This window comes from Scrofimicrobium sp. R131 (assembly GCF_040256745.1).
In the GTDB taxonomy this organism is placed as follows: Bacteria; Actinomycetota; Actinomycetes; order Actinomycetales; family Actinomycetaceae; genus Scrofimicrobium; species Scrofimicrobium appendicitidis.
Genome location: NZ_CP138335.1, coordinates 1,171,712 through 1,192,317 on the forward strand (window position 1 = coordinate 1,171,712; position 20,606 = coordinate 1,192,317).

General features: G+C 64.8%; 24 protein-coding genes. 12 read left to right on the top strand and 12 right to left on the bottom strand.

Annotated elements, in window-relative coordinates:
- The first annotated feature begins 15 nt into the window (after window positions 1-15).
- Window positions 16-885 (top strand): YbaK/EbsC family protein, encoded by an 870-nt coding sequence (locus SAC06_RS05430; protein WP_350257298.1) that lies wholly within the window; start codon window positions 16-18, stop codon window positions 883-885.
- Here the strand turns inward: SAC06_RS05430 and SAC06_RS05435 are convergent.
- Window positions 882-1,625 carry a uracil-DNA glycosylase gene (locus SAC06_RS05435; protein WP_350257299.1) on the bottom strand — a complete coding sequence of 248 codons (744 nt, stop codon included), beginning with the start codon at window positions 1,623-1,625 and terminating at the stop codon, window positions 882-884. The genes SAC06_RS05430 and SAC06_RS05435 overlap by 4 nt on opposite strands.
- A gap of 66 nt (window positions 1,626-1,691) precedes the next feature.
- On the opposite strand from SAC06_RS05435, the gene SAC06_RS05440 reads away from it, so the two are divergent.
- Window positions 1,692-2,666 carry an NADPH:quinone reductase gene (locus SAC06_RS05440; protein WP_350257300.1) on the top strand — a complete coding sequence of 325 codons (975 nt, stop codon included), beginning with the start codon at window positions 1,692-1,694 and terminating at the stop codon, window positions 2,664-2,666.
- Window positions 2,667-2,677: 11 nt separating this feature from the next.
- Here SAC06_RS05440 and SAC06_RS05445 read toward each other — a convergent pair whose 3' ends face one another.
- Genes SAC06_RS05445 through SAC06_RS05455 form a run of 3 tightly spaced genes read right to left on the bottom strand, consistent with a single transcriptional unit; the run spans window position 2,678 to window position 5,499 of the window.
- Complete coding sequence (locus SAC06_RS05445; RefSeq protein ID WP_350257301.1) at window positions 2,678-3,484, bottom strand: ABC transporter ATP-binding protein; 807 nt, start codon at window positions 3,482-3,484, stop codon at window positions 2,678-2,680.
- 1 nt (window position 3,485) lies between these two features.
- Window positions 3,486-4,427: an ABC transporter permease gene (locus SAC06_RS05450; RefSeq protein WP_350257302.1), complete on the bottom strand. Its 942-nt coding sequence runs from the start codon at window positions 4,425-4,427 to the stop codon at window positions 3,486-3,488.
- A 49-nt stretch (window positions 4,428-4,476) separates the two neighbouring features.
- Window positions 4,477-5,499, bottom strand: a complete 1,023-nt coding sequence (locus SAC06_RS05455; protein ID WP_350257303.1) for an ABC transporter substrate-binding protein — start codon at window positions 5,497-5,499, stop codon at window positions 4,477-4,479.
- 344 nt (window positions 5,500-5,843) lie between these two features.
- Here SAC06_RS05455 and SAC06_RS05460 point away from each other — a divergent pair, with 344 nt between their 5' ends.
- Window positions 5,844-6,305 carry a hypothetical protein gene (locus SAC06_RS05460; RefSeq protein ID WP_350257304.1) on the top strand — a complete coding sequence of 154 codons (462 nt, stop codon included), beginning with the start codon at window positions 5,844-5,846 and terminating at the stop codon, window positions 6,303-6,305.
- Between the two features lie 51 nt (window positions 6,306-6,356).
- On the opposite strand, the gene SAC06_RS05465 is transcribed toward SAC06_RS05460, so the two are convergent.
- Together SAC06_RS05465 and SAC06_RS05470 are read right to left on the bottom strand one after the other, a co-directional pair.
- Complete coding sequence (locus SAC06_RS05465; RefSeq protein ID WP_350257305.1) at window positions 6,357-7,535, bottom strand: galactokinase family protein; 1,179 nt, start codon at window positions 7,533-7,535, stop codon at window positions 6,357-6,359.
- On the bottom strand, window positions 7,532-8,347 hold the full coding sequence (locus SAC06_RS05470) for a nucleotidyltransferase family protein (protein WP_350257306.1): 816 nt from the start codon (window positions 8,345-8,347) through the stop codon (window positions 7,532-7,534). Before SAC06_RS05470 ends, SAC06_RS05465 begins: the two co-directional genes overlap by 4 nt.
- A 147-nt stretch (window positions 8,348-8,494) precedes the next feature.
- Here SAC06_RS05470 and SAC06_RS05475 point away from each other — a divergent pair, with 147 nt between their 5' ends.
- Entirely contained in the window at window positions 8,495-9,001 is a 507-nt protein-coding gene (locus tag SAC06_RS05475) for an O-acetyl-ADP-ribose deacetylase (RefSeq protein ID WP_350257307.1), read from the top strand.
- A gap of 54 nt (window positions 9,002-9,055) precedes the next feature.
- Window positions 9,056-9,391 (top strand): LuxR family transcriptional regulator, encoded by a 336-nt coding sequence (locus SAC06_RS05480; protein WP_350257308.1) that lies wholly within the window; start codon window positions 9,056-9,058, stop codon window positions 9,389-9,391.
- Here SAC06_RS05480 and SAC06_RS05485 read toward each other — a convergent pair whose 3' ends face one another.
- Window positions 9,392-9,619, bottom strand: a complete 228-nt coding sequence (locus SAC06_RS05485) for a hexameric tyrosine-coordinated heme protein (protein WP_350257309.1) — start codon at window positions 9,617-9,619, stop codon at window positions 9,392-9,394. It abuts the gene before it with no gap.
- Between the two features lie 83 nt (window positions 9,620-9,702).
- On the opposite strand from SAC06_RS05485, the gene SAC06_RS05490 reads away from it, so the two are divergent.
- On the top strand, window positions 9,703-10,152 hold the full coding sequence (locus tag SAC06_RS05490) for a MarR family transcriptional regulator (RefSeq protein ID WP_350257310.1): 450 nt from the start codon (window positions 9,703-9,705) through the stop codon (window positions 10,150-10,152).
- Between the two features lie 32 nt (window positions 10,153-10,184).
- On the opposite strand, the gene SAC06_RS05495 is transcribed toward SAC06_RS05490, so the two are convergent.
- Complete coding sequence (locus tag SAC06_RS05495; protein WP_350257311.1) at window positions 10,185-11,204, bottom strand: pirin family protein; 1,020 nt, start codon at window positions 11,202-11,204, stop codon at window positions 10,185-10,187.
- 128 nt (window positions 11,205-11,332) lie between these two features.
- Here SAC06_RS05495 and SAC06_RS05500 point away from each other — a divergent pair, with 128 nt between their 5' ends.
- The 4 genes from SAC06_RS05500 to SAC06_RS05520 all read left to right on the top strand — a co-directional run bounded on the left by SAC06_RS05500 (window position 11,333) and on the right by SAC06_RS05520 (window position 14,852).
- Entirely contained in the window at window positions 11,333-11,548 is a 216-nt protein-coding gene (locus SAC06_RS05500; protein ID WP_350257312.1) for a heavy-metal-associated domain-containing protein, read from the top strand.
- Between the two features lie 9 nt (window positions 11,549-11,557).
- Window positions 11,558-13,423, top strand: coding sequence for a cation-translocating P-type ATPase (locus SAC06_RS05505; RefSeq protein ID WP_350257313.1), 1,866 nt, complete (start codon window positions 11,558-11,560; stop codon window positions 13,421-13,423).
- The gene (locus tag SAC06_RS05510; protein WP_350257314.1) at window positions 13,420-14,088 is read left to right on the top strand and encodes a Crp/Fnr family transcriptional regulator; all 669 of its coding nucleotides are present in this window, start codon (window positions 13,420-13,422) and stop codon (window positions 14,086-14,088) included. Before SAC06_RS05505 ends, SAC06_RS05510 begins: the two co-directional genes overlap by 4 nt.
- A gap of 200 nt (window positions 14,089-14,288) precedes the next feature.
- Complete coding sequence (locus SAC06_RS05520; protein ID WP_350257316.1) at window positions 14,289-14,852, top strand: DUF4395 family protein; 564 nt, start codon at window positions 14,289-14,291, stop codon at window positions 14,850-14,852.
- Here SAC06_RS05520 and SAC06_RS05525 read toward each other — a convergent pair.
- From SAC06_RS05525 to SAC06_RS05535, 3 genes are all read right to left on the bottom strand, one after another.
- Window positions 14,849-16,345, bottom strand: a complete 1,497-nt coding sequence (locus SAC06_RS05525) for a DUF1846 domain-containing protein (protein WP_350257317.1) — start codon at window positions 16,343-16,345, stop codon at window positions 14,849-14,851. The genes SAC06_RS05520 and SAC06_RS05525 overlap by 4 nt on opposite strands.
- A 72-nt stretch (window positions 16,346-16,417) precedes the next feature.
- Window positions 16,418-17,269, bottom strand: coding sequence for a pyridoxal kinase PdxY (gene pdxY, locus SAC06_RS05530; RefSeq protein ID WP_350257318.1), 852 nt, complete (start codon window positions 17,267-17,269; stop codon window positions 16,418-16,420).
- A 43-nt stretch (window positions 17,270-17,312) separates the two neighbouring features.
- The gene (locus SAC06_RS05535; RefSeq protein WP_350257319.1) at window positions 17,313-17,921 is read right to left on the bottom strand and encodes a thymidine kinase; all 609 of its coding nucleotides are present in this window, start codon (window positions 17,919-17,921) and stop codon (window positions 17,313-17,315) included.
- A 62-nt stretch (window positions 17,922-17,983) separates the two neighbouring features.
- Between SAC06_RS05535 and SAC06_RS05540 the strand changes: the two genes are divergently transcribed.
- Both SAC06_RS05540 and SAC06_RS05545 read left to right on the top strand, forming a co-directional pair.
- Window positions 17,984-18,715: a hypothetical protein gene (locus SAC06_RS05540; RefSeq protein ID WP_350257320.1), complete on the top strand. Its 732-nt coding sequence runs from the start codon at window positions 17,984-17,986 to the stop codon at window positions 18,713-18,715.
- A gap of 53 nt (window positions 18,716-18,768) precedes the next feature.
- On the top strand, window positions 18,769-19,713 hold the full coding sequence (locus tag SAC06_RS05545; protein ID WP_350257321.1) for a Dyp-type peroxidase: 945 nt from the start codon (window positions 18,769-18,771) through the stop codon (window positions 19,711-19,713).
- Here the strand turns inward: SAC06_RS05545 and SAC06_RS05550 are convergent.
- Window positions 19,710-20,600, bottom strand: a complete 891-nt coding sequence (locus SAC06_RS05550; protein WP_350257322.1) for an aldose-1-epimerase — start codon at window positions 20,598-20,600, stop codon at window positions 19,710-19,712. The two genes, SAC06_RS05545 and SAC06_RS05550, sit on opposite strands and share 4 nt — an antisense overlap.
- Window positions 20,601-20,606: the final 6 nt, after the last annotated feature.

Consider the following 20,606-nt stretch of genomic DNA (forward strand, 5'->3'; position numbering starts at 1 on the left):
CGCTAGAGTAGCGGGGTGGAGACAATTAGCGCTGCCAGCGTCCTGCTGACCGATTCGGAGGGCCGGGTGCTGCTGGTTCAACGAGGACACCACCCGCAACAGGGCCGCTGGTCACTGCCCGGCGGCTCGGCCGAACCGGGTGAAACCTCGGCGGAGGCGGCCCGCCGGGAGGCTCGGGAGGAGACCGGGTTCGAGGTGGAGGTGGGCCGCGAGGTGGTGACCGCCACCATGGCCGATGGGCCCGCTCGCCAGTACGACGTGCACTGTTTTGCCGCCCGGGTGGTGGGTGGCCAGTTGAAGCCCGGGGACGACGCGGTGGCCGCTCACTGGGTCCGACCCGAGGACTTGGCCCAGTACGAGCTGACCACCGGCCTGATCGAATCGCTTCGCACCGCCGGTTACCTGCCGCCAGAACCCGCCGGGGCCACCAGGGTGCGCCGGGCGGCACAGGCGCTCGGATTGGAGTTTGACCTGACCGAATACGGCCCCGCCAGATCGTTGGTGGAGGCGGCCGAGCGCCGGGGCATCGCCCCCGAGCAGTTGCTCAAAACGCTGGTGGTCAGGCAGAGCCCAACTGAGTTTGTTCTGGTTTTGGTTCCGGGGGGCCGAAAGATCAGCTGGCCAAAGCTTCGGGCCCAGCTTGGAGTCTCCCGCCTGTCCCTGGCCAGCGAAGAGGAGGCACTGGCCGCCACCGGCTTCGTTCGGGGGACGATTACCCCGGTCGGCAGCAGCCATCCCTGGCCGGTGCTGCTGGACGAGTCAGCCCCGGCCGGCCCGATCGGTCTGGGCGGGGGCGCACCCGGCTGGGGGCTTCGCGTGGACCGAGATCAGCTTCGCCAGCGCCTCGACGCACGAGTGGTGGACGTGAGCGAGCCCGAAGGCTAGTTGACGGACGCCAACTCCTGGGCCCGGGTGAGCACCCGGTCCAGCATCTCGGGCGTGAGGCGCCCGGTAAAGGTATTTTGCTGGCTGACGTGGAAGCAGCCGAGCAGAACGAGGCGGCGCCCATCCGGATGAGTCAGGGTCACCTCAGCCCCGTGAGCAAACTTGGGGCGTGGGCGCGGCAGAACCCACCCGCCCCGGGCCAGGCTGGCAAGCAGGGCCTGCCACCCGAAGTTCCCCAGGACCACCGCCACCCGCAGGGTGGGGGAAAGCAGTTCCAGTTCGCTCGCCAGGAACGGGGCGCAGGTGTCGCGCTCCTGCGGCGTGGGCCGATTCGCTGGGGGAGCGCAGTGAACCGGGGAGGTGACCCGCACCCCGGTCAGTTCCAGCCCATCGTTTCGGTCGGTGGCGGTCGGCTGGGAGGCGAGCCCGACCCGGTACAGGGCAGAATAGAGGAAATCCCCGGACCGGTCGCCGGTGAACATGCGTCCGGTCCGGTTGGCTCCGTGAGCGGCGGGAGCTAGCCCAACGATCAGGATTCGAGCATCAGGTGGGCCAAAGCCGGGGACGGCCCGGCCCCAGTAGTCCCAGTCTTGAAATGAGGCCCGCTTGACTCGGGCCACTTCTTCGCGCCAGGCCACCAGGCGCGGGCAGGCTCGGCAGGTGGTGATCAGTTGGTCAAGTTCACTCAAAGTCTGGGTCGTTCCCGCCGCCTGCGGGGCCAACTCCGGATCGGTACTCACTGTTTTTTGCCCCCTCTTGTCAGTTCGAGTGTAGCCGGGTAGGACTGGAATACCGGAAGGGGAACCATGACCAAAGAGATGCGCGCCGCCTACATTGAGCAGTACGGTGGCCCGGAGCAAATTCAGGTGGGCCGGCGCCCGGTGCCCAAAGTGGGCCCAACCGACATTCTTTTGCGGGTTTTGGCCGCGCCGGTGAACCACATTGACACCATTATTCGAGCGGGCCGCTACCGGACGTCGACCCCGTTCCCGTTCACGGTGGGCCGGGACGCGGTCGGCGAGGTGGTCGAGGTGGGCGCGGGGGTGAACTCGATCCGGGTGGGGGATCTGGCCTGGACCAACTCGCTGGGCTATCAGGGCCGGCAGGGATCGTTCTCAGAATTTGCGCTGGTGCCACAGGAACGCATCTTTCCGGTTCCGGCCGGGGTCGACCCGGTGCAGGTGGTGGCCTTAGCTCACGCGGCTTCGACCGCCTTCCTGGGCCTGTCTGAGCTCCGCGCGGGTGCCACCGTCCTGATTGGCGGCGCGGGCGGCGCCGTCGGGAGCGCCGCGGTTCAACTGGCGGTCGCGGCCGGGGCAAAAGTGGTGGCCACCTGCTCTCCGGTGGATTTCGATTGGGTCCGCTCCCTCGGTGCCGGCGCGGTATATGACTACCACCAACCGGCCCTAGCCGACAGTTTGCGCCGGGATTGGGGCGACGCCTGCCAGCTCTACTGGGACACCAGCGGTCACCACAATCTGGCCGCCGCCTTTGAGCTGATGGCCCCGGGGGGAGAAGTGTTGATTGCGGCTGGGCTGGAGGCTGCTGCCGAGCTGCCGATCGGGCCCTTCTACCTGCGAGGGCTCCGCCTGCGGGGGTTCACCATGAGCGGGGCCGGGGTGGACGACCTGGCGCGCGCCGCCACCCGGACCAACCAGTTGCTCACCGAGGGACGTCTGCGAGCCCGGATTGGTTGTCGTCTGGACCTGTCCGAGGCCGCCACTGCCCACCGGCTACTAGCAGCGGGCACAGTCCGAGGAAAGATCCTGGTCGAGCCTTAGGCGGGGCGGGGTTACTGCAGCAGGGCGCGGTCGCTCAGTTCCAGTCCCTTGATCGATTCGAACTTGGCCAGCAGGTCAGGTACCTTCATGGCGGCCTTTTCCTCGCCCCCAATGTCCAGGATGATCCGTCCCTCGTGCATCATGATCAGCCGGTTGCCCAGGCGGAGCGCGTGCTCCATATTGTGGGTGACCATCAGGGTGGTGAGGTTGTGGGCGGCCACCAGTTCGCCGGTGAGGCGGGTAACCAGTTCGGCTCGCTGCGGGTCCAGGGCCGCAGTGTGCTCGTCCAGCAGCAGGATCTGCGGCCGGGTAAACGTGGCCATCAGCAGCGACAGGGATTGGCGCTGCCCCCCGGACAGGAGGCCCACCCAGTCACCGAGGCGGTCCTCCAACCCCTGGTGCAAGATTCCCAGCGCCTCCCGAAATTCGCGGCGCTTCCGGCTGGTCACGCCGAGGCGAAGACTCCGGGTTCGGCCCCGCTGCTGCGCCATGGAAAGGTTTTCCTCGATGGTCATGTGGGGGGCGGTGCCGGCCGACGGATCCTGGAATACCCGACCCAGGTAGCGGGCCCGACGGTAGTCGTTCAGCCTGGTGACGTCGCGCTCGCCAATCTTCACCGTGCCGGCATCGGCCCGGAGCGAGCCGGCCACCACGTTCAGCAGGGTGGACTTCCCGGCCCCGTTGGAGCCGATCACGGTGACGAAGTCGGCCGGGGCCAACTCCAGGTCCACCTCGACCAGGGCGCGGCGCTCATTGACCGTGCCGGGGAAGAAAGTCTTTGAAATTGAGCTCAGGCTCAGAGCTGGGGTGACGCTCATATCAGTCCTCCTCCAGGGCGGCGTTCTCGCGGGCCAGCCGGGCCCGGGTCTTCTCTTCCGGCGAGCGCCAGCGCAGGCCGAGGGCCCGCCGGATCCGCCCGAAGCCACGCCATTGGGGCAGCAGCAGCGCCAGAATTACCAGGACCGCCGAAATTAGCTTCATGTCGTTGGGGTTGAATCCGACCAGCAGAGCCAACTGGATCACCACGCGGTAGAGGACAGCTCCAACCACGACCGCGGTGGCGGCCCGCCAAATCGTCAGCCGCCCCAGAATTGCCTGTCCGATGATGACCGAGGCCAAGCCGGAGACGATCATGCCGATCCCCATTCCGACGTCGGCAAAGCCCTGGTACTGGGCAATCAGAGCGCCCGAAACCGCCACCATTCCGTTGGACAGGCAGAGCCCGAGGATCTTCTGGAAGTCGGTGGAGACCCCGAAGGAGCTGATCATCTTGGGGCTGTCGCCGGTGGCCCGCATCGCCAGACCCAAGTCGGTGTGCAGGAACCAAATCAAAGCGAGCAGCACCACGGCGGCGAACGGCAGCATGACCGCCGGCCCCAGCCAGGTTCCCAGCAGGCCGGCCTCACGCATCGGGGTGAAGACCGTATCTACCCGCAGCAGTCCCAGGTTGGAGGTGCCCATGATCCGCAGGTTGATTGAGTAGAGCCCAATCTGCGTCAGGATCCCGGCCAGCAATCCATCCACATTGCCCTTGGTGTTCAGCAGGCCGGTGATCAGACCCGCCCCCACCCCCGCCACGAAGGCGGCGAGGGTGGAGAGGATCGGGTTGACCCCGGCCAGGATGCCCACTGCCGCCACTGAGGCCCCGGTGGTGAAGCTGCCGTCCACCGTCAGGTCGGCGAACTCGAGAATGCGGAACGTGAGGTACACGCCCAGCGCCATGATGGAGTAGATCAGGCCGAGCTCAACGGCAGTAATCATTTTGCGTCCTCTGTGGGTGAGACAGTGTGCTGAGGGGGAGGGGCGGGGCCTACTCGGTCAGGTTCTCCGGGGTGACCTCCGCCAGCAGGCTTTCGGGCAGCTCGACGCCCATCCGCTCGGCTGCGCCCTTGTTCAGGTACAGCATCGGGGTGGACAGGGTCTCAACCGGCATGGTCGCGGGGTCCTCCCCGTCGACCAGGATCCGAACCGCCATCTGGCCGGTCTGGTAGCCCAGGTCAAAGTAGGACAGACCGTAGGTGCCGATGGCCCCGCGCGCCACCGTGTCGCCCTCGGCGCCAAAGACCGGAATCTGCCTTTCCTCGCCCACCTTCAGGACCGTTTCCAGCGAGGTGACCACCACGTTGTCGGTCGGAACGTAGATGGCGTCCACATTGGACAGCGATTCGGCTGCCTGCAGAACCTCCTGGGAGGAGACGGCGGGCGCTTCCACCAGTTCCAGGCCCAGGTCCTTGACCGCTTCCTTGGCCCATTCAACCTGCACCACCGAGTTGGCCTCGCCGGGCGAGTAGATGATTCCGACCTTCTTCGCGTCCGGGACCACGTCCTTGATCAGCTGGAGCTGCTCCTTGACCGGGTTTGCGTCGGAGGTGCCGGTCATGTTGCCCCCGGGCTGGTCCATCGAGTCCACCAGGCCCGCATCCACCGGGTCGGTGATCGCGGTGAACAGGACCGGCTTGTCGGTGATTGCCTGCGCCACCGCCTGCGCATTCGGGGTGGCGATCGCCAGGATTAGGTCGTAGTTGCCCGAGTTGAAGGTGCCCGCAATGCTGGAGGCTACCGACTGGTCGCCGTTGGCGTTTTGCTCGTCGAAGGTCACGTCCAGGCCGGCGTCCTCGATCGCCTGGACGAAGCCGTCCCGGGCCGCGTCCAAGGACGGGTGGGACATGAGCTGGGTGATGCCAATCTGGTAGCTTTCGGCACTGGCCGGGGCCGATTGGGACGACTCCGACTTGTCGGTTCCTTCAGACTGGGCGGACGAGCCCGTTCCGCAGGCGCTGAGGCCCAGAACGGCCGCCGCTCCGAGTGCCAGGAGGGACAGGGACTTTTTCATGGCTTCACCTTTCGGGTGAGGTTCATTGGGATGAAGGTAACACTGGCGATCATAGAATCAGCCTGGCTTTGACCTCGAAGCATTCCAAAAGTTGGGAACCGCGGCCGGCCCGGTCCGGCTGGCGGGCGAGCTGCGACAGAATTGCGACTGAAAGATTGCGTATATTCTTTGGTCTACTTCTGGCTTGATTGGGGGCTTGGTCAAATTTTGGTCGGGAAAATCACCGGAGTTAGTCGGCCCTGGATCAGATAGTGAAACTGAGCGCATCTGACCGCCGTATTGCGAAAAGTGAGCCCTTTCGTGTTGTAATTGACCCGACCTAAAAAACGAATTGAGGGGAATCGATGCTGAAGAAGGTTAAGTCACTGATTGCGATTGCGGCAGTTGCCGGGGCGGCGCTGCTGGGTGGGTGCTCGAGCGGTAACAGCTCTGCCACCGACTTTGTGGGGGACTGGACTCTGGTCGGAATCGGCGGCCAGCAATCGGTTGGGGCCGAGGAACTCGCCGCCCTGGACGAAATTGGCGCCACTATCACCCTGGCAGTCCACGATGACGGCACCGTCGAAATGCAGTCGGCCGGCCAGACCCTGGAGGGCACCTGGGAAGCTGGCAAGGATGGCGACGCCTCCTTCACCTTTGACGGCCAGAGCGCCACCGGGACCGTCGAGGGAACCACGCTGACCCTGGCCGTCTCGGATGCGGGTGACACGATGACTTTCGAGAAGGGTAAGGCCGAGACTGATCAGCGCTCGGATGTGGATGAGGAAGACGAAGTAGTAAATGAGGACACTCAAGTCGAGGAGTGATCTCAGGTAGCAGTAAGGGGCCCGGTTCGATCGAACCGGGCCCCTTCTCTATTAGAGCCGGTGGGCGGGTGAGCCGGGCCGCCCGACCATCACGCTGGCCGCCTCGGCCCGCGCCGGGAACTCGCCCAAATATGCTTCCAGCCAGCGCTCGCTGAACTCGGGGGCCGACTCCGATGGCACCGCGGCCCAAACCGATCCCCCGAACCCGGCGCCGAAACCGGTCGAGCCAACTGCCCCCAACTCCAGGGCCAGCTCCTGCAGCCGGTTGGTCTCCGGCACCTGGTTTCCCAGCACGTCCCTCGCGTTGGCGTGAGACTGGTTGGCGGCCTGCCCGAACCGGTCCATCTGGTCGGAGCGCAGGCCCGCCAGCGCGGCCGGGATCGCCACCTCCGTCTCCACCAAGTACGCCTGCAACCGCGAGCCCAGTCCGGCGGCCTCCGCCAGTTTGGTCAGGTGGTTCCGTGCCTGTTCCCCGGTGGCCAAAATGTCGGCCAAATAGTGTTCCACCGCTCCGGTGTCCCGGTTCCAGAGCGTCACCAGTTCGGCTGCCTGGGCGGAGGCCCGGTTGTACGCTTCGCGCGCAGCCCCGGTCTTTTCCGCCGGCACACCCGACATGGCGATGACGAAGGACCAGTTGTCGGGGAAGTCCACCTGGCTCTCTTCCCGAATAGGACAGAAAGAGAACTCGCTGATCCGCCCGGGCTGCGCGTGCAGCATGGCTGTGTGATCTTCGGAGCCCCCAAAGGTGCCCACCCCTCGCTGCCCGGCCAAACCCTTGAAGCTGAGGCCATTTTCGATGGTCGAGAGATAGCCGGCCAAGTCGATGTTGTCGCCGATGTTCTCTTGCCACTGGGCGGAGTCGCGCAGATGGTTCTCGTCAATCAGACTCAGGGCGATCGCCACCATTAGCGCCGAAGAAGAGCTCATGCCCGAGGCGAGCGGCAGGGTCGAGTCCACCTCAATATGAGCCGGCTGGAGCGAACCGAAGTTGGCCTGCAGGCGCTCCACCACCGTTCGAACGTAGTTGCCCCAGTGGCCGGCCGGGAGCGAGTCGGTCCCGTCAGCGTTGACGATGCCCGGCACAGCCGTGGTGGTGGCGGTGATTCCCTCCCGCGCCGGCTGGATGGTGGCCGTCACCCCGCGATCGATGGCCGCCAGGAGAGACTTACCGCCCGCGTAGTCCGTGTGTTTGCCAAGTACTTCCAGCCGTCCGGGGACAAACCAGCTCATAGGGTCACCTCGTGTTCAGCCAGGGCCTCGGTCACGGCGGCAATGTCGCGTTGGTTGGACAGGTCCAGGACACCGGCCGCGACCGGGTAGACCCGGTACTCGTCGCCCAATTCAATTGCGCGGCGGACCGCGTCGGTCAGCTCCAGTTCCCCGCGCGGGGACGGGTAGATCTCCCGAATGGCCTGGAAGATCAGGGGCGAACACAGCCAGCAGTTCATCGAGATCAGTGCCTCCGGTCCGGCGGCCTCCACCTCGGCGGGGGTGGGCTTTTCGACCACCCGGGTCAGGCGACCCTCAGGATCCGACGCCAGGAGCGCATAGGCGGCAATCCGGTCGGCCGGGATGTTGGACTGGGCGACCAGGGCGTCCCGGCGAAAGCCCGCCACCGCGGACCCGGTTGCTTCCGCCATCAGTTTGAGCGCGGCGGGCGGGTAGAAGTTGTCCGAGTTGAGGACCAGCACCGACTGGTCACCCGCAAACTCTTCGGCGGCTGCCAGGGCATCAGCGGTGCCCTTGGGCTCGGGCTGGATGGCGAAGGACACCCGGACCCGCTGACGGGGGAGGGACTGGTAATAGTCCCGGATTACCTGATGTTCGGGCCCAATCACCAGGCAGACGTCGGTGAAGCCGTGGTCGGCCAGTTCGGAGAGGACGTGGTCCAGAAACGGACGGCCCACCGAGATCATGGCTTTGACTCCGGTGGCAGCGGTTTCAGCTTGATCGGGACTCAGTTCGGCCCCGGGGGCGCTCTTGCGCATTCGCGATCCGAGCCCGCGAGCCAAGATCACCGCTTTCCGCTCTCCAGCTGACATATGGCTTCTCCTAGATGATTGAAACAAGCTACTTTTGAACACTATCACTCATTGTAGGGACGCCAAACCTCGCGTGAGTAGCCTTTGGTACTAGGTCGCTCACCCGAGTAGCAATCTGCGCTGGTCGGAGAGGCGTAGGCTAATCGGATGGCGACACTAGAACTGATTTCGGGGGACATAACCGAGCAGTCGGTGGACGCCATCGTCAACGCGGCCAGCCGGCAGATGCGCGGCGGAGGCGGGGTCGATGGTGCTATTCATGCGGCTGCCGGTCCGGAACTGCTGGAAGAATGTATTCGGAAGTTTCCCACAGGACTGCCCACTGGAGCGGCCGGGTGGACCGAGGGATATCGACTGCCGGCTCGCTGGGTGATCCACACGGTCGGGCCCAACTACCGGGCCGGAGAGCGAGACCCGGAGCTGCTGCGCTCCTGCTATCGACAATCGTTGGCTCTGGCCGGTGAGCTGGGATGCGACTCAATCGCCTTCCCGCTCATCAGTGCCGGGGTCTACGGCTGGCCCTTCGACCAGGCGGCCCGGGTGGCCATGGAAGAACTGGGCCGGGAAGCCGGCCGCTTTCAGGCAATGCGCCTGGTGCTATTTGGCACGGAAGCACTGGCCCGAGTCCGTTTGGTGAGCAGGACTTTTCGCTAAACATTCCATTCAATCCAAGCTGCTGCTAGACCAGAGAATAGCTATAGTGAGTATATGAACGTGGTCTCACTCACAGAGCTTGCTCAAGAGCAACTAGCTAAAGCTGCCGACGCATCCAATGGGCGCTCGGCGGTGACGATTTACGGCGGACACGAGCATCATCTTCGTCAGACACTGATTGCGATCCGCGCCGGCGAGAAGCTGGCCGACCACGCCAATCCGGGCGAGGCCACCCTGCAGGTCTTGGTCGGTCAGGTCACGGTCCGCTCCGGTTCGAACGAGACGGTCCTGCAGATGGGGGAGTATCTGGTCATCCCCGACGCCGTCCACTCGGTGCACGCTGAGGAGGACAGTGCGGTCCTCCTCAGCGTCTCGGTTCGCCGACGATGATTAGCGCCAGTAGTTATTCGCTGCCGCCACCGTCTGGAAGTTGATGGCCACCACCTGGGAAGCCATCGTCAAGCTGTCGGCATTCTGGGCATATTGCGGGCGAAGGCGATCACGCACTTCGGCATCGGGTTGGGTGAACTTGACCCCGAGGCGGGACAGCTTGATCGCCAACTGGAAACCGGCTTCCGGGGAATCGGTCAGCAGTGAGGGCAGATAGGACTCGGACATGGCAACCTCCAATATAGATTGTGTGCAACCAAATGGTGTACAACCTAACTATACGGTGAGGGTTGGAGAAAGTGAAGGGAGCAATGATGGGCACTGAGGAAACGGGACACGCCCGGCTGGCAGATCAACTGTGCTTCTCGCTCTACGCTGCCTCCCGTGCGGTGATGGGGGCCTACCGGGAAGGTCTGGGCCAGATGGGCCTCACCTACCCGCAGTACGTCACCATGTTGGCCATCTGGGAGCAGGAAGGTCGCTCAGTTCGCGAACTGGGGGAGGACCTACAACTGGACTCCGGCACGCTCTCGCCCATGCTTCGACGCCTGGAGCAGGACGGTTTGATTCGAAAGGTCCGCGGTGGTGAGGATGAGCGGACGGTTCGCATCTACAGCACCGAGGCCGGGTGGGCCCTGGAGAGCCAGGTGGGCCAGGTCCGGTGCCAGGTCGAGGAAGCCACCGGGTTCAGCCAGGAGGAAATGATTGAGCTGCGCGAAACCTTGACGCAGTTGCGGGCTCGGATCCAGGCCTCCGACTAGGCCCCCGATTAAGCCCTCGACTAGGCCCCAGATTAGGCCCTGGGTAGCAGGGTGGCATTGGGCAACGGCGGAGCCGGCAGCGGTGGCGCGGGCTCAAACCGGGGCAACTTGAACCGATCCGAGTCGGCCTGAACCATTTCCACCCCGGCCGGATCTGCCACCCCGACCCGAGCCAAGGTGGCCTGCCAATCCCGCCGCGCCTGGACGATCTCTTCGTGAGTTTCGCCGATGAAGTTCCACCACATCACGATCTGTTCCCCGAGCGGTTCCCCACCGAGGAACAAAATCCGGGCTCCGCGCCGCCCCGCCCGCAGGCGCAGATACGCCGCCGACGGGGGGATGTAGCCGAGTTCGTTGGTTTCGATTCCCTCCCACCCGGAGGACCGGGCGATGCTGATGGATCCGTCGTCGACCAGGATCCCATGTTCAAAGGACCGCTCCACCTCCAGATCCAGGATCGCGCCAGGTTCAAAGCAGAACTCGGCCCCAACTAGCGGCGAGAAAGTTCTGACCGGGGACGAGTGTCCCAACAGCGAACCGAGGAACACCTGTCCGCGCCAGCCTCGTCCCAGCACCATCGGCGGGGCGTAGTGTTCAAAATCCGGAGCCGTCTGACGCTGGTCCGAGGGCAGAGCCACCCAGAGCTGCACCCCGTGCAAGATGGTGGTTTCAGCGGTCGAGCGCTCCGAATGGCTGATCCCGCGCCCGGCGGTCATCAGGTTCAACTCTCCGGGACGGACCATCGCATGGAAGCCCGCACTGTCCCGATGCTCAATTTCTCCCGAGAAAAGCCAGCTCACAGTCTGCAAACCCACGTGCGGGTGGGCGTCCACCCGCATCCCACCGGTGTGCTTGACATCGTCGGGACCGTAGTGATCCAGGAAGCACCAGGCCCCAATCAGCGAGCGTTCCCGCTGAGGCAGCGTCCGGCGGACCGTCATTGCGCGGAGCCCACCCAACGGCACCTGTCGGGGGGCCAGAATTTCCACGGTTCTTCCGGGAGTGCGGCCATCACACTCTTCTTCGAGTGGCAGTCGTTCCTGATTGCTCATGCGGAGACCTCCTCGCGCTTAGTGTGACACGGATTACTATCCTTGCCAACTGGAATTGACGTGGATCAAGGAACTGGGTGCGGTTCCCTGCTGAAATAAGGATGAATCAAATCTACGAAAGGATTCTCATGAAAACTGTGAAGCTAACCACCGAACCCTTCAGCTGCCCCAGCTGCGTGGCGAAGATTGAGCGACTTCTCGCGCAAACCCCCGGGGTGGAGTCCTCGCAGGTGATGTTCAACTCGTCCAAGGTCAAGGTCACGTTCGACGAGGAACAAACCAGCGCCCAGCAACTGGCCGACGCGGTCACCAAGCTCGGCTACCCAGTGCTCAATATCGCCTAAGGAACAGACGTGAATCAAAAAGTTCGGACCCGGCTGGCCTTCGTGGCCGGCGCACTGCTCGTGGTGGGGTTGCCCCTGCACTGGTGGGTCAGCCCCCAGTGGGCCAGCCCGGTGCTAATTGCCGCCAGCTTGGTCGCGGGCACTCCAATCGCGATCAAGGCGTGGCAAGCCCTCCGGGTCCGAGCTTTTTCGATCGACCTGCTGGTGACCATTGCCGTCGTCGGCGCCCTGATCATTGGCGAGTATGTCGAATCGGCCGTCGTTTCCTTCCTGTTCCTGTTCGGAGCCTGGTTGGAGGCCCGAAGCCTGGAACGCACCCGCTCCTCCCTGCGCGGCCTGATCGAGCTAGCCCCGACTATTGCCACGGTGGAACGAGAGGGGGTGCGCCAGGAGATCCCCGCCTCCGAGTTGGAGGTGGGCGACCTGATTGTCGTCCGGGCCGGAGAGCGGATCGCGGTCGATGGCGTCGTGGCCGAGGGTGAGGCCGAAGTCTCCGAAGCTTCCATCACCGGGGAGCCGATCCCGGTGGGGAAGCGTCGCGGCGACCACGTCTTCGCCTCCACCATCGTGGAAACCGGCTTTCTGCAGGTCCGTGCCAAAGAGGTGGGGGACGACACCACCTACGCCCGAATCATCGAGTTGGTAGAGGAAGCACAGGAGTCCAAGACGCGCCGCCAGCGGTTCTTGGATCGATTCTCCCAGTACTACACCCCGGCCATTGTCGTGGGTGCCATCGTGGCCTTTGCCCTGACTCGGGACCTCTCCTTCGCCCTCACGTTCCTAGTGATTGCCTGCCCCGGCGCGCTGGTGATCTCGGTTCCGGTGGCGGCGGTGGCAGCCTTGGGGAACATCGCGCGCCACGGCGTGCTCAGTAAGGACGCTCAGGGGCTGGAGGACCTGGCCGGGGCCGACACCCTGGTGTTGGACAAGACCGGCACCCTCACCCAGGGGCAACCGAGCGTGACCGGGGTTCATCCCCGGTCGGGGGTGACCTCTGATCAACTGCTGACCTGGGCAGCCTCGGTCGAGTTGGCTTCCGAGCACCATCTGGGTCGCGCGGTCGTCCGCGCGGCCACCGAGCGGGATCTGGCGCTGACCAACCCAACGGCGGTCGAGGTCTGGGCCGGGCTTGGCCTGGGGGCAACCGTGGACGACCACCGGGTGCTGGTGGGCTCCGAACGGCTGTTGGCCGAGCAGGGCCTTGCCCTGTCCGAGCCGGTGGCAGCCTCCTCGGGAGCGACCGCCGTCCTGGTCGCGGTGGACTCGGCCGTGCTGGGCTGGCTGGAAGTGTCAGACCCGATTCGCCCGGAGGCCCAGGCGGCCCTGGAGCACCTCCGTCAAACCGGGTTCAAACAGATCGTTATGCTCTCGGGCGATCGACCCGAGGTGGCCGCGCAGGTCGGTGCCGAACTGGGCCTCGACCGGGCCCTCGGGGGCCTGCTCCCGGGGGACAAGGCCGAGGTGGTGGCCGACCTGCAGCGTGAGGGGCGCCGGGTGGCGATGGTTGGCGACGGAGTGAACGATGCTCCCGCGCTGGCCCGTGCTCAGGTAGGGGTGGCGATGGGCCGGTCCGGCACCGACGTGTCGGTCGAGACCGCGGACCTGGTGCTGCTGACCGATCGGTTGGACCAGCTGGCCCATGCCCGGCGGGTTTCACAGCTGGCGGTCCGGATCATGAAGGAAAACATGGCCCTGGCCCTGGGAACAGTCGCCTTCCTACTGGCGGGGGTCCTGTTCCACGCGGTCCACCTGGCGGGTGGGATGCTGATCCACGAGGCCTCGGTGCTGCTGGTAGTCCTGAACGCCCTGCGCCTAACCTCGCTGCGGATGCCGGCCAGCCAGCCGGTCCGCCCGCGCAGTAAGCTGCTGGTGTGAGTAGCGAAGATACCTGCGTTTCCCTGGTGCCGATCTTTCAGGGATTGAGCCACGAAGAGCAATTACAGGTGGCTCGGGTGGCCCGGCCAATTCGACGAGCACGCGGCGAGGTGATCCATCGTCCCAGCGACCACCTGTCCCAGCTACTGGTGGTGCACCGGGGCCAGATTAGGGTCACCCACCTGGAGCCGGATGGACAGGAACGCCTCCTGCGGATCCTCGGGCCGGGCGACTTCATGGGCGAAGCGGCCTTTCTGACCGGCGACGAACCCGACAGTTGGGCCACCGCCCTAACCGAGGTGGAGCTCTGCAGTTTCCGTCACGCAGACCTGCACACCCTGGTGGAGCAGTATCCCACCGTCACGGTCCGGATGCTGAAGACGTTGACCGAGCGGCTAATCCAGGCCGAACGTAGGCTTTCCGACCTGACGCTGGCTCCGGTCAGCACCCGCCTGGCCCGGTATCTGCTGGAGGTTTCGGCCGGGGGTTCCCAGGCCCAGTTTCGCTTGCCGCTGGCGAAAAAGGATGTTGCCTCCCTGCTGGGCATGAGTCCCGCTACTCTTTCGCGCCAGCTACGGATGCTCGAAGAGCAGGGGCTGATCGAGGTCAGCGGTCGGGCGGTCACCCTGTTGAATCCCGATGGCCTGGTGCGGCTGGGGGAGTGAACGGTCGGTTGGACTTGACGCCATAGATACCCCCTAGGGTATATTTGTGGCAGTTGGAGCACTCGGCTCCATCCCAGTAGAGGAGTCAACCCCTATGTGCAGCCCGGTCAAATGTCGCGTCTGTGGAAAAACCACCTGGGCTGGCTGCGGCCAGCATATTCAATCCGTGAAGCGGTCCGTCCCGGCCGGCCAGTGGTGCGATGGCAAACACACCCAAGCTGAAATCGCCGAAGCCCGGGCAAATCAGGGTGGATTCTTCTCCCGTCTCTTTGGCCGCTAAGGGCCAGCCCGCGCCGACCGGTCCGGCTCTGATTAACGAGCGGACCGTCCGCCTGGCTGCTGGGCTGCTGCTGCTCGGGGTATTCTCCGCGATTGGGGCGGCGATCACGCAGGGGAGTACCCGGCCACTGCAACTGTTCGCCGCCTATTTCCTGGTGGATATGAGCGCACGCCTGATCGCTCCGAAAGTGGCCCCGAGTCTCGCCCTGGCGGGCTGGCTGACCCGGCCCTTCGCACCGGTTTGGGTCGGGCTTCGTCAAAAGGAGTTTGCCTGGATACTGGGCCTCGGCCTGGCCTTCACCGCCTGCCTGGCCGTGAGTTGGTTCCAACTGCCCGTTGCCTGGGCGCTGCTGGTCTGCACGCCCTGCCTGATCTTGCTCTTCCTGGAGGCAGCGTTCGGATTTTGCGTTGGCTGTCACCTGCAGCTGCGGTTGACCCGCGAGACACCGCAGCACTGCCCGGGCGGAACCTGCCCCAGCCGCTAGCGCTTTCGATAGAGGCGCTTGTGCTGGAAGACCGGTTCCGAGGTGACCTGCACCCCAAGGGACCGGAAAATCCCCTCGTCCACCGATCCCAGGATCACCGAGGTGTGCGCGTCCAGCCCGTGTAGCTCCGCCAACTGGTCCAGGGCGCGCTGCGCCAGCGGGTTGGAGGTGGCGCCCACGGCCAGAGCAATCAGGACCTCGTCGGTGTGCAGGCGCGGATTCTGGCTGCCCAGGTGCTCGGTCTTCAGCTGCTGGATCGGGCGAATCGTCTCCGGAGCCAGCAGGTCCACCTGCCGGTCGATCCCGGCCAGGGCCTTCAGCGCGTTCAACAGCAGGGCCGAGGAGCTCCCCAGCAGCGCGGTGGTCTTCCCGGTAACAATCGTGCCGTCGGGCAGCTGCATGGCAGCGGTGGGGCCCTGGGTCTTCTGTTCCAGCTCCCGCACCGGCTGCACCACCGGTCGGTCCAGGACCGTGATGCCCAGCTGGCCCATCAGCAGTGCGATCCGCTCTGAGGCCACCGGCTCCAGCGCCTCCCGCACCTCCTCCACCCGGGCCTTGAAATACCGCCTGATCACTTCCTGCTCGGCGGCGCTGCGACACACCTGATCGTCACAGATCGAGTCCCCGGCCATGTTCACTCCCATGTCCGTGGGGGAGCGGTAGGGGGAGGAGCCGTTGATCCGTTCGATCAGCACGTTTAGCACCGGGAAGATCTCGACGTCCCGGTTGTAGTTGACCGCGCTCACCCCGTAGGCCGCCAAGTGGAACGGGTCGATCATGTTGACGTCGTCCAGGTCGGCGGTGGCTGCCTCGTAGGCGATGTTGACCGGATGGTCCAACGGCAGGTTCCAGATCGGGAACGTTTCGAACTTGGCGTAACCCGAATGCACCCCGCGCTGGTGGTCGTGGTAAAGCTGAGACAGGCAGGTAGCCATCTTGCCGCTCCCCGGTCCCGGAGCGGTCACCACCACCAGGTTCCGGGTCGTCTCCACGTATTCGTTGCGCCCGAACCCGGCCTCGGACACGATGTGGGGGAGGTCGTGCGGGTAGCCGGCGATCGGGAAATGGCGGAAGACCCGCACCCCGGCCCGTTCCAGCTTCCGTTTGAACGCTCGGGCCGGACCGTTTTGCTCGGTCACCTGGGACAGCACCACCGAGCCGACGTAGAGCCCGTAAGACCGGAACTCGTCGATCAGGCGCAGCACGTCCTGCTCGTAGGTGATCCCCAGGTCGGCTCGAACCTTGTTCTGAGCGATGTCTCGCGCGGAAACCACCATGACCACTTCGATGTCGTCCTTCAAGGACTCCAGCATCAGGATCTTGTTGTCCGGCAAAAATCCGGGCAGGACCCGAGACGCATGCATGTCGTCGAACATCTTGCCGCCAAATTCAAGGTAGAGCTTGCCGCCAAACTGGCGACGCCGCTTCTCAATTGCGGCAGTTTGAAGGGACAGATACTTTTCTCGGTCGAACCCGATTTTCCTCTTCACCATGTTTAGCCATCCTACCTGGCCGGGGGCCTCAGCATGAAACGCGCCGCGAGCTGACCGGCCCGAATCTCGGTCCTACCGGAGCCGGTAGCTGGCGAAGTTGTGCTGCGGCTGGACGTAGGCCCCCTGCGACTGAACCAGTTGGAGCTCGCGCTGACCCGAGTGGAGCGTGTTCTGCAGCAGCTCGTAGACGGAGGACACCGTCTTGCTGAGGGCCTCCTGCGGGTTTTCCGTCAGCTGCATGTGGGCCGAAAACAGAGCGGCTGTCACGTCGCCGGAACCGTTGGCTTTCAAGGGCAGGTGGGGAGTCTGCACGATCCACGCACCCTCGTCCGTCACCGCCATCATCTCGATCGTATTGTCCGGGCGATCAGGCCGCTCAACGCTGGTAACCAGGACCGTGCGGGGACCCATTTCCCGCGCCCGGTCGGCAGCAGCCAGGGTCTCCTCAATTGACTGCGGCTCGGTGCCGGTCAGGAAGCCCAGTTCAAACTGGTTCGGCGTGATCAGGTCGGCGCGCGGCACGATTCGTTCGCGCAGCAGGATCGGGATCTCAGGTTTGACGAAGCAGCCGGACTTGGCGTTCCCCATCACCGGGTCGCAGGCGTAGATTGCCTCGGGATTGCGTTCCTTCACCTTTGCCACCGCCTCTAGGATGGCATCGCCAATATCGTCTCCACCCTGATAGCCAGACAGGACCAGGTCGACGTCGTCCAGGCCACCGCGCTCGTCAATCCCGGTCACCACCTCGCGCACCTGGTCCCCGGTCAGCATCGGGCCGCGCCACGCTCCGTAGCCGGTGTGGTTGGAGAAGTGCACCGTGTAAACCGGCATCACCTCAACTCCCAGGCGCTGCAGGGGGAAGACGGCGGCCGAGTTGCCCACGTGTCCGTACGCTACCGATGACTGGATCGAGAGAATTTTCATGAGCACAATTGTGCCCCCGGAGTGGGTCAGCTACCAACCGATCTCAGAACAGAATCATTGGTGCCCGCTCCTGGGCCGCATCCCGCTCCTGGAAATAGCACTCTGCGCAAAGGCTCTCATAGGTGGTCTCCTGCCCATCGATCGCCACCTGCTCACCGTCGAACACGCGGATCCCGTTGATCTTGCGGGAGTTGTAAATAGCTTTCTTCCCGCATCGACAGATGGTCTTCAACTCTTCAAGGCTGTGAGCGATCTCCAGCAGCCGCTGGGCCCCGGGGAAGGGCACGGCCTGAAAGTCTGTTCGCAACCCGTAAGCCAGCACCGGCAGGTTGTGGGCCACCACTACCTCCATTAGCTCATCCACCTGGGCGCGGGTCAGGAACTGAGCTTCGTCGACAAATATGGCCGAGTAGTCAGCGGCGAGCAGGTAGGGCGCCACCAGGGCTCGAATGGAGTCATCGGCCCCCACCAGCAGATCGGCCGGGCGGGTCACCCCGAGCCTGGACACGACCCGATTGTCGCCTTTGGTGTCGACGGCCGGTTTGAGGAGGAGCACCTGTCGGCCCTGCTCGTGGTAGTTGTACACCGCTTGCAGCAGGGCGGTGGACTTGCCCGAGTTCATCGCGCCGTAGCGAAAGTAGAGTTTGGCCATAGGCAGTATCCTAACCGGCTCCTCCGACAGCAAAGGTCTCGCCGGGCCGGTACAGTAGCGTCATGAATCCGCGCCCAGCAGACCAGTCTCGGCCCACCTCGGAGCCCCGCCGGTGGTCCCGCCTGGCCGCAGTCAGCTCGGTTCCAACCCTGCTGGACACGACGATGCGTCTCCACCGGCCGCTGATTTCCCGCTGGGTCAAACGAGCCCGGGCCAAGGACCCGGAGGTAACCCCGGCCGACCTGGTCAGAACCCTCAACGGCTACCTGACCGGGGCCGTCGCCACCTCCGGGGTCGGGGTGGGGGCCGGGTTGGGCGTGCCCGGCTTCGGGAAACTTTGGGGGCTGGCTTTCGCCTCCGGTCAGGTGGTCACGGTGGTCGAGGCCACCATCTGGTACACGACCGCCCGGGCGGTCATCTCCGGTCAGGATCAACCCGACCAACTGCGGGCGCTCCTACTCGCCGCCCTCTTGCGCCGGGATCAGGTGACCGAGCGGGCCGAGGACCAAGTTCGCCTCTGGCACCTGTTTACTCAGCTCTTGGCCTCGGTTCCCGCCCTGGGTTTGTCGGGAACTGCCAAACGCGTGGTCTCGGGGGTGACCAGGCAGGCGGCCGTGCGCGGCTGGTCCCACCGCCTCGTCCGAGGGGTCCCGGTAGTGGCCCAAGCGGCGGTCGGTGCCAAATTAAGTGCGGACGCAGCCAGGGAGATCATTTCCCGAGCTGATCGCCTGTTTGGGCCGCCCCCGGAGCGGTGGACCGTCCCCCAGATCACCGAAAACCGTCCCGGGGACTAATTCGGGTGCCGTAGACTTTTGGGGCAGACGTTTCCCGACCAAAAGGAGCCCCAATGGCCGAGTTCGGCCCGTACACCGAAGCCCAGGATGTCACCGGACTGCTGACTCCCGCCGCAATCTTCCTCACCGTTTCCGTGGCCGACCATGCCACCACCGGCCAAATCAAAGAGTTCTTGGCCGGGATGGAAGACCTGGTTAAGAACGTCAACTTTCGCGACCCCGAGTTCTCCCTCACCTGCGTGGTGGGGTTGGGATCCCAGCTGTGGGAGCTGCTGACCCGGGCACCGGTACCGCAGCAACTCCACCCGTTCGTCGAGATCCGCGGGCAACGCCACGTCGCTCCCGCCACCCCTGGAGACATTTTCTTCCACCTGCGGGCCAATCGAATTGACCTCTGCTTCGAGCTGGAAAAGCAAATCCTGGACGTCCTCGGGGCCCTGGTGCAGGTCGAGGATGAGACGGTCGGCTTCCGCTACTTCGAGGCCCGGGATCTGCTCGGTTTTGTCGATGGGACCGCCAATCCGCGCGGGCAGGCCCAAGTTGAGGCCGCGCTGATCGGGGATCGGGAACCCCTGTGGTCCCAGGGCTCCTACCTGATGGTCCAAAAATACGTTCACCAACTCGGTGATTGGGAACAGCTGTCCACCGCCGAGCAGGAAGCCATTATTGGGCGCACCAAACTGTCCAACATTGAGCTGGACGACGCGCCACCGGCCGAGCAGAAGTCGCACAAAACGCTCAGCACGGTGGAGGACGCCAACGGCGATGAGATGGACATCCTGCGGGACAACATGCCCTTCGGTTCCCCGGCGGCGGGCGAGTTTGGCACCTATTTCATTGCCTACGCCGGGGACCTGAGCGTCACCGAGGAAATGCTCCGCCGGATGGTGGTGGGAGACCCACCCGGAAAACACGACCGGATCTTGGACTTCTCCACGCCGGTGACCGGGTGCGTCTTTTTCGTCCCGCCGGCCGACTTCCTGGCGTCCCTCGCCTAGATCTCCCGAATCGAATAGCTGAGGGTGCTCAGTTGGCCCGGGGACAGCTCAACCACGTCAACCCCGGTGTTGAAAGCGTTGGGCGGGCAGGACATCGGCTCCACCGCCACCCCGGGCCGGCCCAACTGGTCGGCCGAGTAGATCTGCAGCCACCGCTCATCGGAGGTCAGCCGCACCGTCATGGCAGTCTCCGGATCGGTCAGGTCCACGTTCCATTCTTCCGGGGGCAGCTGCCCAAACGCGTTGTCGATCATGGTGTCGGCCACGGTCCGGGCCGTCCGGAAATCGTAGTCCGTTCCGTCGACCGACACCTCGCCGGTTGGAATCAGGTTTTCGTCCACCTCCAGGTAGGACGAGGCGGGCACCAGCAGCAGGCACCGATCGAGGGGAGCCTGGTTGCAGGTCAGATACGGGTGGACCGCCACCCCGTAGGGCGCGGTCTGCTCGCCAATGTTTTCCGCCACCACCCGGCAGACTAGGCCCGCCTCGGCGTCCAGCGTGTAGGTGGTTTCCAGTCGCAGCGCGAACGGGTAGGCCCGCTGGGGCGGCAGAAACAGCGAGAAGGTGACGGAGGTGGGGCCCTGGCCACTCACCTCCCAGTTCAGCCAGGTGACGAAGCCGTGGGCGGCCGAGCCGGTTTCCACCTCGTTCACCGGCAGCTGGTAGTCCACCCCGGCGTAGCTGTACCGGCCGGCCTCAATCCGGTTGGGCCAGGGCAGCAGAATCTTCCCCTTGTAGGCGGTTGGCAGCTCGGTCGCGGGAAACGGCAGGACCAGGTCGCGGCCGGAGCGGGTGAGCGAAACCAGGGTGGCCCCCACCGAGGCCAACTGGGCCCGGTAGTCGCCGGCCTCCAGGGTGATTACCGTGCCATTGACTGCGTTGTGCATGCCGTC

Coding starts and splice junctions, on each gene's coding strand:
- SAC06_RS05440 (WP_350257300.1), top strand. CDS start 1,692: ATGACCAAAGAGATGCGCGCCGCCTACATTGAGCAGTACGGTGGCCCG.
- SAC06_RS05445 (WP_350257301.1), bottom strand. CDS start 3,484: ATGAGCGTCACCCCAGCTCTGAGCCTGAGCTCAATTTCAAAGACTTTC.
- SAC06_RS05450 (WP_350257302.1), bottom strand. CDS start 4,427: ATGATTACTGCCGTTGAGCTCGGCCTGATCTACTCCATCATGGCGCTG.
- SAC06_RS05455 (WP_350257303.1), bottom strand. CDS start 5,499: ATGAAAAAGTCCCTGTCCCTCCTGGCACTCGGAGCGGCGGCCGTTCTG.
- SAC06_RS05460 (WP_350257304.1), top strand. CDS start 5,844: ATGCTGAAGAAGGTTAAGTCACTGATTGCGATTGCGGCAGTTGCCGGG.
- SAC06_RS05465 (WP_350257305.1), bottom strand. CDS start 7,535: ATGAGCTGGTTTGTCCCCGGACGGCTGGAAGTACTTGGCAAACACACG.
- SAC06_RS05470 (WP_350257306.1), bottom strand. CDS start 8,347: ATGTCAGCTGGAGAGCGGAAAGCGGTGATCTTGGCTCGCGGGCTCGGA.
- SAC06_RS05475 (WP_350257307.1), top strand. CDS start 8,495: ATGGCGACACTAGAACTGATTTCGGGGGACATAACCGAGCAGTCGGTG.
- SAC06_RS05480 (WP_350257308.1), top strand. CDS start 9,056: ATGAACGTGGTCTCACTCACAGAGCTTGCTCAAGAGCAACTAGCTAAA.
- SAC06_RS05485 (WP_350257309.1), bottom strand. CDS start 9,619: ATGTCCGAGTCCTATCTGCCCTCACTGCTGACCGATTCCCCGGAAGCC.
- SAC06_RS05490 (WP_350257310.1), top strand. CDS start 9,703: ATGATGGGCACTGAGGAAACGGGACACGCCCGGCTGGCAGATCAACTG.
- SAC06_RS05495 (WP_350257311.1), bottom strand. CDS start 11,204: ATGAGCAATCAGGAACGACTGCCACTCGAAGAAGAGTGTGATGGCCGC.
- SAC06_RS05500 (WP_350257312.1), top strand. CDS start 11,333: ATGAAAACTGTGAAGCTAACCACCGAACCCTTCAGCTGCCCCAGCTGC.
- SAC06_RS05520 (WP_350257316.1), top strand. CDS start 14,289: ATGGCAAACACACCCAAGCTGAAATCGCCGAAGCCCGGGCAAATCAGG.
- SAC06_RS05525 (WP_350257317.1), bottom strand. CDS start 16,345: ATGGTGAAGAGGAAAATCGGGTTCGACCGAGAAAAGTATCTGTCCCTT.
- pdxY (WP_350257318.1), bottom strand. CDS start 17,269: ATGAAAATTCTCTCGATCCAGTCATCGGTAGCGTACGGACACGTGGGC.
- SAC06_RS05535 (WP_350257319.1), bottom strand. CDS start 17,921: ATGGCCAAACTCTACTTTCGCTACGGCGCGATGAACTCGGGCAAGTCC.
- SAC06_RS05540 (WP_350257320.1), top strand. CDS start 17,984: ATGAATCCGCGCCCAGCAGACCAGTCTCGGCCCACCTCGGAGCCCCGC.
- SAC06_RS05545 (WP_350257321.1), top strand. CDS start 18,769: ATGGCCGAGTTCGGCCCGTACACCGAAGCCCAGGATGTCACCGGACTG.
- SAC06_RS05550 (WP_350257322.1), bottom strand. CDS start 20,600: ATGCACAACGCAGTCAATGGCACGGTAATCACCCTGGAGGCCGGCGAC.